Here is a 14,029-nt window from a genome sequence, read left to right on the forward strand (position 1 = left end):
CATGACGCCGGACGACCTGGACCGCCGCATCATCAACGCCTTGCAACTCGGACTGCCCGTTACGCGTCGGCCCTACGCCGACGCGGCGCGGTCGCTCGGCATCAACGAGGGCACGTTGCTTGCCCGGCTGCAGGCGCTGCTGGATGCGGGAATCCTGACGCGTTTCGGGCCGATGTACCAGGTCGAACGCGTTGGGGGGCGCTTCATGCTCTGCGCATGCCATGCCCCTGCCGATCGCCTGGACGCCGTGATCGAAGCCATCAATGCCTTTCCCGAAGTCGCCCACAACTACGAGCGCACACATCACCTGAACCTGTGGTTCGTGCTGGCCGTCGCGCGCGCGGAGGATGTCACCCCCACCCTGGAACGCATCGAGGTGGCCGCGGGCGTGAAGGTCCTGCCGTTTCCGAAGGAACGCGAGTACTTCGTGCACCTCCATCTCCCGACATGACCCACGATTCGCTCGACCTCGCACTGATTCGCGCCACGCAACAAGGGCTGCCACTCGTGCCTGAACCCTTTGCCGCCATCGGCGCGTCGCTCGGCATCGACGAAAGCGAGGTCATTGCGCGGCTGCAAGCCATGCAGACACTTGGCACCTTGCGCCGGATCGGCGCGGTGCCCAATCACTACTTGCTGGGTTGGCGGGCCAACGGCATGACCGTTTGGGACGTTGACGACGCATATACCGACACGCTCGGCGAACGCGTTGGCGCGTTGCCGTTCGTGAGTCACTGCTACCGCCGCACGCGCCACGCCCCGGATTGGCCGTACAACCTGTTCGCGATGGTCCACGCGCATACGCGGGAGGAAGCACAGGAACTCGTCGCCCGGATCGCAGCGTTGCTGGGTGATGCCTGCCGGGCCCACGACGTACTCTGGTCGACCCGGATCCTCAAGAAAACCGGTCTTCGGCTGCCAGCCACAGGAAACGTCTGATCATGCTCCGCGTGTCCCGATTCATGGAAGCGCTGTGCGACGGCGCGCCAACCTCCGCCCTGCCCCGCGATCGCCGCAATGACGAAAGCCCCGTTGTCATCTGGCATCCGTGCGCGCACGACCCGTCCACGGCCGGCACCGGCACCGGCACCGGCACCGGCACCGAACTCGATACCACCGAGTCCCTGGCGTTGCTCGAGCAACTCCATCTCGCCCGGGTTCGCTCGCTGATCCTCTCTGGCAGCGATCCGATGGCACGCTCCGACTTCTTCAAGATCATCGCCCGGGCCCGCGAGCTGGACCTCAATGTGCTGCTGTCCACGGACGGTAGCCGCCTGACAGGCATGAACGCCGTCAAGCTGGCTGCCTATGGTCTCGACTACGTCGGTATCCAGATCGACGGGCTGCAGTACACGCACAACCATGTGCAACGCTCCCGCCACGCCTACCAACGCGCCTTGCGCGGCCTGCGTGCTGCCCGCAACGCCCACCTGAGAGTCGGGATGCGCATGGCACTGAGCCCGATGAACGCTGCGGAGTTGCCCGCGGTGGTGGCCCTGGCGGACAGCGAGCGCATCGACAGGTTTCATCTCTCTCAGCCCTGCCCTGCGGACTGCGCGCACGACTCCGCCCAGAACACATCACTTCGTGATATGACGCGTGCTTCGCTCGAGTGGCTGTTCGATTATGTGTGGATGCGAGCGCAGAAAGGCAATGCAGGCGACTTCGTCACCAGCCAGCACGCGGCCAGCAGCGCCTATCTGCTGCATTGGGTCTCAACACGCGCGCCACACCATCTGGGGGCCATTCGCGAGCGTATCGCGTGCGCCAGCAAGGCCAAGGGCGCTGGCATCCTTCTGATCGATGCGCTCGGCCGCGTCCATCGGGGCTCGGCTCGGCTCGATGAAACTTGCGGCAATGTACGCGAACGACCGTTCAGCGACATCGCCGAGCAACGCTTGATCCACGCGTAGTTCGCCAGAGCTACGCCGATAGTACGCGCCAGCATCTACTTTGATATTCGACAAGAGTGGGACACGGAGCCTGTGCCACGCTTGCCCGTCACTACTACGCATACAAGGTGAATTCAACATGACAGAGCATTGGCTGACGCTGGCCGGCCGGCGATTGCTGCCGATCGTGCAGGGCGGCATGGGCATCGGCATTTCGGCGCACAGGCTGGCGGGAACCGTTGCCAGTCAGAACGGCGTTGGCACCATTGCCAGTATCGACTTGCGCCACCATCATCCCGACCTGATGGCGCAAACCGCCGGTACGCGTGACAAGGCACGCATCGAGGCCGCCAACCTGGTGGCGCTGGACCGCGAAATCCGCGCCGCGCGCGAACTCTCGGAAGGACGTGGCCTGATCGCCGTGAACGTGATGAAGGCCGTCGGCTCGCACGCGCAACTGGTTCGTCAGGCTTGTGAGAGCGGCGCCGACGCGATCGTCATGGGTGCCGGCCTACCGCTGGACCTACCCGATCTCGCCGCCGACCACCCGAAAGTGGCGTTGATTCCGATCCTCTCGGAATCGCGTGGCATCGGACTGGTAATCCGCCGCTGGATGAAGAAAGGCCGACTGCCGGACGCCATCGTGGTCGAGCATCCCGCCCATGCGGGTGGCCACCTCGGTGCGTCAGCCATCGAGGATATTGGCGACGACCGCTTTTCGTTCGACCGTGTGCTGGACGAGTGCCGCGAGTTGTTCAAGACGCTGGGCCTGACGTGGGGCAGCATCCCGCTGATTCTTGCCGGCGGCATGAACAGCCACACCAAGATCCGGCATTGGCTCGACAAAGGCGCCGCTGCGGTGCAAGTCGGCACCGCCTTCGCCGTCACAGAGGAATCCGACGCGCATCCAGCCTTCAAGCACGTACTGGCCACGGCGCGCCCGGAAACGTTGCGCGAATTCACGAGCGTAGCCGGTCTGCCCGCCCGTGCCGTGCTGACGCCCTGGCTGGCGAAGTACCTATCTACAGAGAGCCGCTTGCAGCGCCGTGCGAAAACGCGCGATTGTCTGGAAGGATTCGATTGCCTGCAGGCCTGTGGCCTGCGAGATGGTATCGCCCGTATCGGCCAGTTCTGCATCGACCTCAAACTGGCACAGGCAGTGCGTGGCGATGTGGAGCGTGGCCTGTTCTTCCGTGGCAAGGGCACGCTACCCTTCGGCGAGGCGATCCGTCCGGTTGCGGACCTGATGCACTATCTGCTGACAGGCGAGAAGCCGGCGGATCTGACCGAAGATACCGCCCGCGCCGTCAGCATGGCTTGATGCTCAGTTCGGCGGAACACCATGTTCCGCCACGGCTGCCGCCACCCGTGGTGGCAGCCCCCCCTGTTTGCGCATGACGCGCATACAGCGCAAGGCACGCAGCAATTGCACGCCCAGCCATCCGTTCGTGATGGCGAACAGTACACCGCCAACCTTCGCCAGCAACCCCGGCGCCAGCGGCACGGCCAGCAGCACCAGGAATGCCGCCAGCACCATCCACCCCTGCCTCTTCTGACTGTCCGGCGAGATGATCACCTGCATCGCCGGGACGCGCGCGCGTGGCGGCAACAGCCGGCGTAGATGCAACCAGACGAGAAATGGCACGATCTTGCCCAGCATCGCGTTCACGGGCAGCACCCCACCCCCAATCAGCGCCAGCACGCCGATGCACCACTGCGCCGCAGCCGGCATCTGATCCGGCATCAGAGCGCTGGCGGTCACCAGCAACGCAGCCAGCAGTAGGCTCAGGGCGGACACTGGCCATAGCACCCACTGCGGGTCATGTCGCCGCCTCGCTCGCCATGCGGCTTTCAATGCGCAGGCGCCAAGCACCATGGCGAACAGGAGCCAGGGCACGAGCGCGAAGCGCTCGACCGCCCCGCCCGGCCGCGCAATCACGACAATGCTAAAGACCAGCAGCAGTAGCCAATGCCCGTAAGGCAAACAGCGTTCGAGCCAGGACGGCAGACGCTCCGTCTGCCAGAACATCGGTAGTACGGTGGTAGCTACGCCGCTCACCAGCGCCGCCAGCCAGCCGCCGAGCCCCCAGACGACATGCAGCGCCAGCACCTGTTCGGGCGCCACCGTCCACATGCCGCCGAACAGGCCAGCCAGCGCTGCACCGCCCAGTGCCGTAACGATCAACGGGGCGCCGATCCATGCCAACGTCCGCGTGGTTGCATCGACTGCGGCGACCCTGAGGCCTGCCGCCAGCAACAAGAGGCCTGCGAGCGTCAGGAACGTCCCGCCGGTCGCGACGGCCCAGCGAAATGCCGTGGCACCGCTACCAAGGAATCCAGCCGCGAGCGCGGCGGCGGTCCCGGCGCCCGCTGCGGCGACGAATGGTGACACCAAGCCCGCGAACGGAACGGATACCCCGGCAACGACCGGCATCATCTGGAACAAGGCGCCGAGCATGACCGGCAACAACATCCCTAGCGCCAGTGCGTGGACGGCCGCCAATGCCAATGGCGCAAAGCGATCCGGCAGCGCGTCGACCGGGCCAAGCACCAGCAGCAAGCCAGCTACCACGCCAAGCCAGGGCGCAGGCATCAGGCAGCCAAACACCAGGCCGGGACGCGGTGCACTCGCGTAGTCGAGGTTGACGGCTTTCACCATGGCGCGATTCGAGGTCTCAAGGGTGAGCGGCTGGTCCCGACGCGAAATCCGCCAACAGCGTGTCCAGCCCCTTCACCTGGGCCTGACACATCGGAAACAGTACATTTTCTTCCTTAACGTTGTGCTGCTGCAGAAGAACAACCAGGGTATCGAGTTCGGCCGCCAGCGCGGCAACATCCTTCAGTTCCAGCCATTCCCGCGCATTGTCCAGCAGGCCACGCACCTCATCATGTTCATGGCGCATCACCGCGGTGGGGCCATTGCTAAACCCCACAGCTTGTTCGAACGCCGGAAACAAGCGCTGTTCTTCGGTACTGAAATTGCCCTGCAGGGCGAATTCCAAGCGCGCAAACGCACCGGCTGCGGCATCCCAGTCTTTCGCGCGCACGCAGGCTTCAACCTGCTCGATGGCTTCGTCGCAATCACGGTGTTGCCGCACCAGCGTGGTGATGGTCGTGGACATGTCGTTTCTCTCGATCTCATGGTTTGATATGGCAACGATGCTAGGGGCACGTTAACAGCATGGATTTGATCGGGACCAAAACTCGCTGACATACCACGTGCCCCGTTGAGCCTATTGAAACCAAAGACTCCCTTGATCTAGCGCAGTAGAGCCACCATCACACGCTGGCACAATTTGCGGCAGGGCCGCCCGTCCCCACTCATACTGCAGTATCACCCTGCAATATCACCCGCCGGGTCGCACCTTCCCAATGCTAGCCCCTACGAATCCAGATACCACTGCCCCCCAGCCTGACAACGCCCACGTGCCGGAAGCGGTCCGGCTGACGCCACTGCGCCACCGGCTTTCCACCCGGATCATTCTGTTGTCGTTTGCGTCACTGATGGTGGTGCTGGGGATGATCTCAGGCACGCTGTATCTCTCCTGGAAGCTGGAAGGAGCCGGCGCCGCCATCAACGACGCCGGGAGCCTGCGGATGCGCGCGAACCGGGTCGCCATTGAACTGACCCGTGCCCAAAGCGGCAGTCCCAACGATCTGGCAGGGCAAGTCGCGGCGCTGGACACCACGCTCGCGCAGTTGCGCCGTGGCAATCCGGCCCGGCCGCTATTCTTGCCCGACGAACCCGCGATCCAGGCCAAGCTCGACCTCGTCGTCACGGACTGGCAGCAGCGCCTGAAGCCGCTTGCGGTGGCCACCGCAAGCACCACGCCTGCAACGGCCTACATCGATGCCCTGCCAGTATTCGTCAATGAGGCCGACAGCCTGGTAAAACTGATCGAACGCGATAACGCGAGCAAAACCGATCTGCTGCGACTCTCTCAGGCAAGCCTTGCGATCATCGCGTGCGTTGGCACGGTCGCTGTGATCTATCTGCTCTATCTCTGGATCATTCTGCCCGTGCTGCGTCTGCAGGATGGCCTGCAGCGCATGGCTGCCCGCGAGTTCTCGCTGCGCTTGCCCATCGCCACACGTGATGAATTCGGCACGCTGAACGCCGGCTTCAACCGCATGGCCGACGAACTGCAAGAGCTCTATCAGGACCTGGCGGCACGCGTGGACAGCAAGACTGCTGAGTTGGCGCGGCAGAATCGGGATTTGGAGGCCCTCTACGACATGACCGCCTTCCTGAATCGGGCCAGCGATGCCGAGGCGATGGCACGCGGATTCCTGGAGCGCGTGATGCGCCAGTTCGAAGCCGACGGCGGGACCGTTCGTGTGATCGATGCCGCGCACGGAAAGCTCCACCGACTTGCCTCGGTGGGACTTTCGGACGCACTGGCGGAGAACAGCCGCTGTAGCGCGATTCATGACTGCCACTGCGGGGCCGCAGCTGAAGCGGGCATGATCACTGTAGCGGACCTGCGCCAGTTCGTGCGTCAGGGCTCCGAAACACAAGAATCTCCCTGTGGCCGCGAAGGTTTCAGGGGCATGGCGGCGTTCCGGCTCGACTCTCCACGCGGCACGCTCGGCACATTCACCCTGCATTTCCGCAATCCGCGCGAACTGCCACCTTCCGATCGTCAACTGCTCCAAACCCTCGCCCGCCACCTTGGCACGGCGCTGGAGCACCTGCGGCTTGCCGCCAGCGCGCGCCAGCTTGCGGTCGTCGAAGAGCGCAATCTCGTGGCGCAAGGATTGCACGACAGCATCGCACAAGGCCTGAACTTCCTGAACCTTCAGGTACAACTGCTCGGCGATGCGGTGGAACGGAACGACAATGCGGAAACGCGCGAGATCGTGCCGCTGCTGCGACACGGCGTGGAAGAAAGCTACCAGGACGTGCGCGAACTGCTGCACAACTTCCGTTCCCGGCTGACGACGGGCGACATGCGCCCAGCGGTGGAGGACACCGTCGCGCGCTTCCGCCGCCAATGCCGTACGGACGCCAATTTGACCATCGAAGGAAGCGGGCCACCGCTGCAGCCGGAGCAGCAGCTACAGGTGCTGTTCATCCTGCAGGAGGCGTTGTCGAACGTGCGCAAACATGCGATGGCCGAGCATGTCACGATCTCGCTCACGCAGGGGCGCGACTTCCAACTCGTCGTCCAGGACGATGGCGAAGGATTCGATCCTTCCGAATTCGACGGCCAGGACAGCGCGCACGTCGGTCTGCACATCATGCAGGAACGGGCGTCGCGGCTTGGCGCGACCCTGACGATCGACGCCCGCCCAGGGGCTGGCGTCCGCGTCGCACTATCATTGCCGCGCGGCGAAACCATGCCGCATCCAGACGAGTTGCTGGCGGCGCAGGAGTCTTCCCAATGACCATCCGTATCCTACTGATCGACGATCACACATTGTTCCGCTCGGGTGTCCGTGCGCTGCTGCAGCGGCAGAGCGATTTCGAAGTGGTCGACGAAGCCGCCGATGGCGTGGAAGGCATCAAGCGGGCCAAACAGCATCGACCGGACGTGATCCTGCTCGATCTGAATATGCCGGGCCTGTCAGGACTCGAAGCCCTGCAACTGCTGACGGAGGATCTGCCGGAATGCGCGGTGATCGTGCTGACGGTATCCGAGGAAGGAGAAGAACTGGCCAGCGCCCTGCGCAGTGGCGCGCGGGGTTACCTGATCAAGAACATCGAGACCGAAGCGCTGACGAGCGCGATCCGGCGGGCTGCCGCAGGGGAACCGGTGATCTCCGACACGATGACCGCCAAGCTGGTGCAGCAGTTCAAGGCTCCGGCGGCCGCACCTGCCCTGCTAGAGCGTGGCGACGCGGCCCCTCTGACGGCGCGTGAGCGGGACATTGTGCGCGGACTGGTACGCGGCGAAAGCAACAAGATGATCGCGCGCGCTGGGCGTGGCGGAGAGCACAGTCAAGATTCACGTGCAGAACATTCTGAAGAAGCTCAATCTGGCCAGCCGCGTGCAAGTGGCCGTCTACGCAGTGGAGCATGGGCTCACCGCGTGAGGCATTCGAAGCCGGGGGGCCATCACCGCCCGGCCTCTCACTCATACGACGCTTATGCGATTCAGTAATCCGAGCGCTGCACGCCCTGTTCGGTACCCAGCAACAGCACATTTGCTCCGCGCAGAGCGAACAGACCAACGGTCACCACGCCGGGTAGCTGGTTGATTTGCTGCTCCAGCGCCTTCGGGTTCTCGATCTTCAGGCCCGAGACATCCAGAATGACGTTGCCGTTGTCGGTCTTGTAGATGCCGCCTTCCTTGGTCATGCGCAGACGCGGCTGACCGCCTAGTGCCGCCAGGCTACGGGCCACCGCTGCGCGTGCCATCGGGATCACCTCGACCGGCAGCGGAAACGCGCCCATCGTCGGCACCAGCTTGCTGCCGTCGGCAATGCAGACGAATCGGTCCGCCACCGAGGCAACGATCTTCTCGCGCGTCAGCGCACCGCCGCCGCCCTTGATCATCGCGCCCGAGTTGTCGATCTCGTCAGCACCGTCGACATAGACGGGAATGCTGTCGACCTCGTTCAGATCGAGCACATTGAAACCGTGCTGTTGCAAGCGGCGTGTGGAGGCCTCGGAACTCGACACCGCGCCCGAAAAGCGCTCCTTGAACGCCGCCACGGCGTCGATGAAGAGATTGGCGGTGGAGCCGGTGCCCACGCCGAGAACGGCGCCTTCGGGCACTTCCTGCTTCACATAGTCAGCGGCAGCTTGCGCGACCAGCGCCTTGAGTTCATCCTGAGTCATGACTACAGCCAGAAAAGCGTTGGGAAACGCGTAGTGTAGCGGATTGATTCCCCATCTCCGACGTTTACGCCACGCGCCACGCCGTTACAATGGCCTCTCCCTCCGACGGAACCCAATCATGAACGAGCTTGAACAACTGAGGCAGTTCACCACGGTAGTGGCCGACACCGGCGACTTCCAGTTGATGAAGCAATACAAGCCACAGGACGCGACTACCAATCCGTCGCTGATTTTCAAGGCGGTACAGAAGCCGGAATACCGCCCGCTGCTGGAACAGGCCGTGCGTGATCACCACGGCAATTCGGGGCTCGATGGCGTCATGGACCAGCTCCTGATCGCATTCGGCTGCGAGATCCTGGCCATCGTGCCCGGCCGCGTGTCGACCGAGGTCGACGCCCGTCTGTCGTTCGATACCGAGGCCACCGTTGCCAAGGCGCGCCACCTGATCGGCCTGTACGAGCAACGTGGCGTGGCACGCGAGCGCGTGCTGATCAAGATCGCCTCGACATGGGAAGGCATCCGCGCTGCCGAGGTCCTGCAACGCGAGAACATCCGCTGCAACATGACGCTGCTGTTCTCGCTGGCGCAGGCAGTGGCTTGTGCCGAGGCCGGCGCGCAGCTGATCTCCCCGTTCGTGGGCCGCATTCTCGATTGGTACAAGAAGCAGGCTGGCGAGAAATGGGACCCCGTGGCGAACGGCGGCGAAAACGATCCCGGCGTGCGTTCCGTGCGCCAGATCTATGACTATTACAAGAAGTTCGGCTACGCGACCGAGGTCATGGGTGCCAGTTTCCGCGGCACCGATCAGATCCTGTCGCTGGCAGGCTGCGACCTGCTGACGATCAGTCCGGAACTGCTCGAGCAGCTTGCAGGCGGACAGAGTGCCGTTGCGCTCAAGCTGTCCGTGGAACAGGCACAGGCCGGCAACGTCGCGCGAATCGCCGCAGATGAACCCGCCTTCCGCTGGCAACTCAACGAAGATGCGATGGCAACGGAGAAGCTCTCCGAAGGTATCCGCCTGTTTGCAGCCGATGCGGTGAAATTGGAAAAACTCGTCGGCGAACTGGCCGGTTGAGTCGGGATCGCGGCTCTATCCAACACCTTGGAGGGAGCCGCGGATCCGCAGTCGAACAGTCGTTCAGACTGCCTGCGGCCAGAGCAACGGCAGGCATTCACCCGCCGGCGCGGGCAGGACGATATCCGCCGTCTCGTCCAGTGCTGACGGCTTCGGATTCACCACAATCACACGCGCGCCGTTTTCCTTCGCCACACCCGGCAGCGCCGCCGCCGGATACACCAGCCCCGACGTGCCCACAACCAGGCAGAGGTCACAGGACTCGGCCGCATGGTCGGCGCGGAAACGGGCCACTCGCGGCAGGTCCTCGCCGAACCACACCACGCCAGGACGCATCATCGCACCGCATATCGCGCATCGCGGGGGATCGCCCGGAATCGGCGGCACGGTATCGCAACGACCACAGCCATCAAGCCATTTGTTGGCGAAGAGGTTGCCGTGCAGCTCCACCACCTGCTCGCTACCCGCCTTCTGATGCAGGCCATCGATATTCTGCGTCACTAGCGTCATCGACTTCAGCCGGGCCAGCACCGCAAGCGCATGGTGGGCTGGATTCGGCCGGGCCGCCGCCACCAGCTCGCGCCGGTGCTGATACCACTGCCACACCAGCGCTGGTTGACGCCGGTACGCTTCTTCCGTCGCCAGTTCCTCGGGATCGAAGCGCTCCCATAGGCCGGTCAGCGCATCGCGGAACGTCGGCACACCGGACTCCGCGGAAATCCCGGCACCCGTCAGCACAAAGATCTGACGGGCCTCGGCAACCCAGCCACGCGCCTGCTCAAGGGCGAGGCTATCCATGATCAGCGCGGCAGACGGCGCTGACGCACCGCTTCGTACAGGCACACGCCGCTGGCCACCGACACGTTCAGGCTCTCGACGCCCCCCGCCATCGGAATTGCCACCAGTTCATCGCAAGTCTCGCGCGTCAGGCGGCGCATACCCTCGCCTTCCGCGCCCATGACGATGGCGGTCGGTCCCTTCAGGTCGACGTCGTACAGCGCCTTCTCGGTGCCGTCAGCCGTGCCGATCACCCAGATGCCACGCTCCTGCAGTTCGCGCAGCGTGCGCGCAAGGTTCGTCACCGTGATGTACGGCACGGTTTCGGCCGCGCCGCTGGCAACCTTCGCCACCGTGGCGTTCAGACCCACGCTACGGTCCTTCGGCGCGATCACCGCGTGAGCGCCAGCGCCATCGGCCACGCGCAGGCATGCGCCGAGGTTGTGCGGATCGGTGACGCCGTCGAGCACGAGCAATAGCGGCGTGCCTTCGATGCCATCCAGGAGTTCGTCGAGGTTGAGCGCAAGCGAGACATCATCGGCCCGCGCCACCACGCCCTGGTGGCGATCCGTGCCGGCCATGCCGCGCAGGCGCTCGGCATCAACCGGATGCAGCGTCACGCCAAGACTCTCCGCCAGGCGGATAAAGTCCTGCATGCGCCGGTCACGGCGATTCGCTTCGATGTAGATATCGGACACGCTCTGCGCGTTCTGGCGCAGGCGTGCGTTGACGGCATGAAAGCCGATCAGGAGTTTGTGTTTGGCCATGGCGCGCATTGTACCCGCCATGGCCAACTTCAAACGCGCCAGATTAGCGCTTGCGGGCCGGCCGCGTGCTCTTGCCGGCGGGCTTGGGCGCGCGCTTGGTCGTCGGCTGCCGTTCGGTCTTCAGATGCGCCGGCTTTGGCTTGGCCGCTCGCTTTGCGGGCTTGCCTGACTGCGCCTTCTTCGCCGACCCGCGGCCATGCGGCGCATGCCCGACATGGGCGTCGCGCGGCTTGAGCGGCGTGATGACCGCCTCGAACACCGGTTGCTCTTCGATCACACGGTCGAGCGTTTCGTCGAACGATTCTTCCGGCTTCGAAGTGCCACCGAGCAACGCGGCAAGCTGGCGTCCCTTCTTGCGCGCCGGCACCGCGTGGGCAGCCGGCACCCGCGGCTGCTCGGGCACGCCGGCCCGGGCGCGCAGCGTCTTGGCGGACGGCTCCTGCACCAGACGGAAGTCGATCTTGCGGGCATCGAGGTCGACGCGCGACACCTGCACGCGCACGCGATCGGTGAGCCGATAGCGGATACCAGTCCGCTCGCCACGCAGTTCGTTGCGCGCCTCGTCGTACTGGAAATAGTCACTACCCAGTTCCGTCACGTGCACAAGGCCTTCCACATACAGCTCGTCGAGCTGCACGAAGATGCCGAACGACGTCACCGCGCTGATCGTGCCAGCGAAATCGCTGCCCAGCTTGTCGCGCATGAAGTAGCACTTGAGCCAGGCCTCCACGTCGCGCGATGCCTCGTCGGCACGACGCTCGTTGGCCGAGCAGTGCAACCCCAGTTCGTCCCAGACGCCCTCGTCGCGCTTCGCGCGCGCGGCAACGTTCTCGGCACGCTTCTCGGCATCGGCGGCCTGCATCCGGCGCGCTTTCGGCGAGATCTGCGTATTGAGCTCCGTCCCCTGGATAAAGGCCGGCCGATACTTCGTATGCGCGAGGATCGCCTTGATCGAACGATGCATGAGCAAGTCCGGATAGCGGCGGATCGGGCTGGTGAAGTGCGCGTACGCCTCGTAGGCCAAGCCGAAGTGGCCGATATTGTCCGGGCTGTAGACCGCCTGCTGCATCGAACGCAGCAGCATCGTCTGCAACATCGGCGCATCGGGACGCGACTTGATCTTGTCCATGACCTCGGCATAGTCCGAGGCCTGCGGCTTGTCGCCACCGCCAAGCGACAGCCCAGCGGTCTTCAGGAACTCGCGCAGATTCTTGAGCTTCTCTTCGCTCGGACCCGCGTGAATCCGGTACAGCGCCGGATGCTTGAATCGCTCGAGGAAGTCGGCCGCGCAGACGTTAGCCGTCAACATGCACTCTTCGATCAGACGGTGCGCGTCGTTGCGAGTGCGCGGCAAGATCTGCTCGATCTTGCCCTGCGCGTTGCAGACGATATAGGTTTCGGTGGTGTCGAAGTCGATCGCGCCACGGGCACGGCGAGCCTTGAGCAGAACTTGGAACAGCTCATACAGGTTCTGCAGATGCGGCACCAGCTCCGCGCGCTTGTGGGCCTCGGGCCCCTTGGTATTCGACAGAACCGACCAGACCTCGTTGTAGGTCAGGCGTGCCGCGGAGTGCATCACCGCCGGATAGAACTGGTAGCCCTTGAGTTCGCCCTTGGCCGTGATCACCGCGTCGCAAACCATGCACAGACGGTCGACGTTCGGGTTCAGCGAGCAGAGGCCATTCGACAGCTTCTCCGGCAGCATCGGAATCACGCGGCGCGGGAAGTAAACCGACGTGGCGCGATCCAGCGCATCGGCATCGAGCGGCGTACCCGGCCGCACGTAGTGCGACACGTCGGCGATCGCCACGATCAGACGCCAGCCCTTTGCACGGCCGATCTTGACCTGCTCGCAATAGACGGCATCGTCGAAGTCGCGCGCATCCTCGCCATCGATCGTGACCAGCGGAATGTCGCGCAGGTCGATGCGATGATCGAGGTCGGCCTGACGCACCTCATCGGGCAACCCCTGTGCTTCCTTGACGGCAGCGGGCGAGAACTGATGCGGCACGCCATACTTGCGCACGGCAATCTCGATCTCCATGCCGGGATCGTCGATATCGCCAATCACCTCGACCACGCGGCCCACCGGCTGCACGTAGCGATCAGGCCATTCCATCAGTTCGACGCTGACCACCTGCCCCACGCGCGCCTTGCCTTGGGCCTTGGGCGGAATCAGGATGTCCTGGCCAATGCGCTTGTCTTCCGGCGCCACCACAAGCACGCCATTTTCAGACAGCAGTCGGCCGATCACGAAGCGATTGGCACGCTCCACGATCTCGACGATCTGCCCTTCCGGACGGCCGCGTCGGTCATAGCCAACCACGCGCACCTGCGCGCGATCGTTGTGCATCGCCTTCTGCAGCTCGCGCTCGGGCAGGAAGATATCGTCCTCGCCGTCGTCGCGAATCAGGAAGCCGAAGCCGTCGCGATGGCCCTGCACGCGGCCAAGCACGAAATTGGGTTGATGGGCCAGCTCATAGCGGCCCTTGCGATTGAGTTCGATCTGGCCGTCGCGTTCCATCGCGGCGAGCCGTTTCTGAAAGCCGTCATGCTCTTTGCGCGTGACGGCCAGGGCCTTGGCGATATCGCCGGCCGACAGGGGCGACCCCGAAGTTCTCAGTACGCCAAGGATTTCTTCCCGGCTGGGGATCGGATAGTTGTTCTGATTCAATTTTTCTCGAAACTGTTTGACAAACGTTTTACGGTCGCTATAATGGCCGCTTCGGTTGTT

12 protein-coding genes and 1 pseudogene are annotated in these 14,029 nt (G+C 64.1%); 7 read left to right on the forward strand and 6 right to left on the reverse strand.

What is annotated here, in order from left to right; genetic code table 11:
• Window position 1 precedes the first annotated feature (1 nt).
• From WD006_RS06955 to WD006_RS06970, 4 genes are all read left to right on the forward strand, one after another.
• Window positions 2-451, forward strand: coding sequence for an AsnC family transcriptional regulator (locus WD006_RS06955; RefSeq protein ID WP_029307573.1), 450 nt, complete (start codon window positions 2-4; stop codon window positions 449-451).
• Window positions 448-939 (forward strand): AsnC family transcriptional regulator, encoded by a 492-nt coding sequence (locus WD006_RS06960; RefSeq protein WP_011516795.1) that lies wholly within the window; start codon window positions 448-450, stop codon window positions 937-939. Before WD006_RS06955 ends, WD006_RS06960 begins: the two co-directional genes overlap by 4 nt.
• Before the next feature lie 2 nt (window positions 940-941).
• Entirely contained in the window at window positions 942-1,913 is a 972-nt protein-coding gene (locus WD006_RS06965; protein WP_029307572.1) for a radical SAM protein, read from the forward strand.
• A 118-nt stretch (window positions 1,914-2,031) separates the two neighbouring features.
• Entirely contained in the window at window positions 2,032-3,213 is a 1,182-nt protein-coding gene (locus WD006_RS06970; protein WP_011516797.1) for an NAD(P)H-dependent flavin oxidoreductase, read from the forward strand.
• A 3-nt stretch (window positions 3,214-3,216) separates the two neighbouring features.
• Here the strand turns inward: WD006_RS06970 and WD006_RS06975 are convergent, their stop codons facing one another.
• Window positions 3,217-4,551: a hypothetical protein gene (locus WD006_RS06975; protein WP_029307571.1), complete on the reverse strand. Its 1,335-nt coding sequence runs from the start codon at window positions 4,549-4,551 to the stop codon at window positions 3,217-3,219.
• 16 nt (window positions 4,552-4,567) lie between these two features.
• On the reverse strand, window positions 4,568-5,014 hold the full coding sequence (locus tag WD006_RS06980) for a hemerythrin domain-containing protein (RefSeq protein WP_011516799.1): 447 nt from the start codon (window positions 5,012-5,014) through the stop codon (window positions 4,568-4,570).
• A gap of 250 nt (window positions 5,015-5,264) precedes the next feature.
• Here WD006_RS06980 and WD006_RS06985 point away from each other — a divergent pair, with 250 nt between their 5' ends.
• Together WD006_RS06985 and WD006_RS06990 are read left to right on the forward strand one after the other, a co-directional pair.
• The gene (locus WD006_RS06985) at window positions 5,265-7,280 is read left to right on the forward strand and encodes a type IV pili methyl-accepting chemotaxis transducer N-terminal domain-containing protein (protein WP_029307570.1); all 2,016 of its coding nucleotides are present in this window, start codon (window positions 5,265-5,267) and stop codon (window positions 7,278-7,280) included.
• Window positions 7,277-7,928, forward strand: a pseudogene (locus tag WD006_RS06990) (response regulator). Before WD006_RS06985 ends, WD006_RS06990 begins: the two are co-directional and overlap by 4 nt.
• Before the next feature lie 61 nt (window positions 7,929-7,989).
• Here WD006_RS06990 and rpiA read toward each other — a convergent pair.
• On the reverse strand, window positions 7,990-8,676 hold the full coding sequence (rpiA, locus tag WD006_RS06995; RefSeq protein ID WP_011516801.1) for a ribose-5-phosphate isomerase RpiA: 687 nt from the start codon (window positions 8,674-8,676) through the stop codon (window positions 7,990-7,992).
• Window positions 8,677-8,794: 118 nt separating this feature from the next.
• Here rpiA and tal point away from each other — a divergent pair, with 118 nt between their 5' ends.
• The gene (tal, locus tag WD006_RS07000; RefSeq protein WP_029307569.1) at window positions 8,795-9,751 is read left to right on the forward strand and encodes a transaldolase; all 957 of its coding nucleotides are present in this window, start codon (window positions 8,795-8,797) and stop codon (window positions 9,749-9,751) included.
• Between the two features lie 63 nt (window positions 9,752-9,814).
• Here the strand turns inward: tal and WD006_RS07005 are convergent, their stop codons facing one another.
• The 3 genes from WD006_RS07005 to rnr are packed head-to-tail and all read right to left on the reverse strand — an operon-like array spanning window position 9,815 to window position 13,969.
• Window positions 9,815-10,549 (reverse strand): SIR2 family NAD-dependent protein deacylase, encoded by a 735-nt coding sequence (locus tag WD006_RS07005; protein ID WP_011516803.1) that lies wholly within the window; start codon window positions 10,547-10,549, stop codon window positions 9,815-9,817.
• A 2-nt stretch (window positions 10,550-10,551) separates the two neighbouring features.
• Window positions 10,552-11,295 carry a 23S rRNA (guanosine(2251)-2'-O)-methyltransferase RlmB gene (rlmB, locus tag WD006_RS07010; protein WP_029307568.1) on the reverse strand — a complete coding sequence of 248 codons (744 nt, stop codon included), beginning with the start codon at window positions 11,293-11,295 and terminating at the stop codon, window positions 10,552-10,554.
• A 43-nt stretch (window positions 11,296-11,338) separates the two neighbouring features.
• Entirely contained in the window at window positions 11,339-13,969 is a 2,631-nt protein-coding gene (gene rnr, locus WD006_RS07015) for a ribonuclease R (RefSeq protein ID WP_425648149.1), read from the reverse strand.
• Window positions 13,970-14,029 lie beyond the last annotated feature (60 nt).

The organism is Cupriavidus sp. Met-2, assembly GCF_049843575.1.
Lineage (GTDB): Bacteria > Pseudomonadota > Gammaproteobacteria > Burkholderiales > Burkholderiaceae > Cupriavidus > Cupriavidus metallidurans.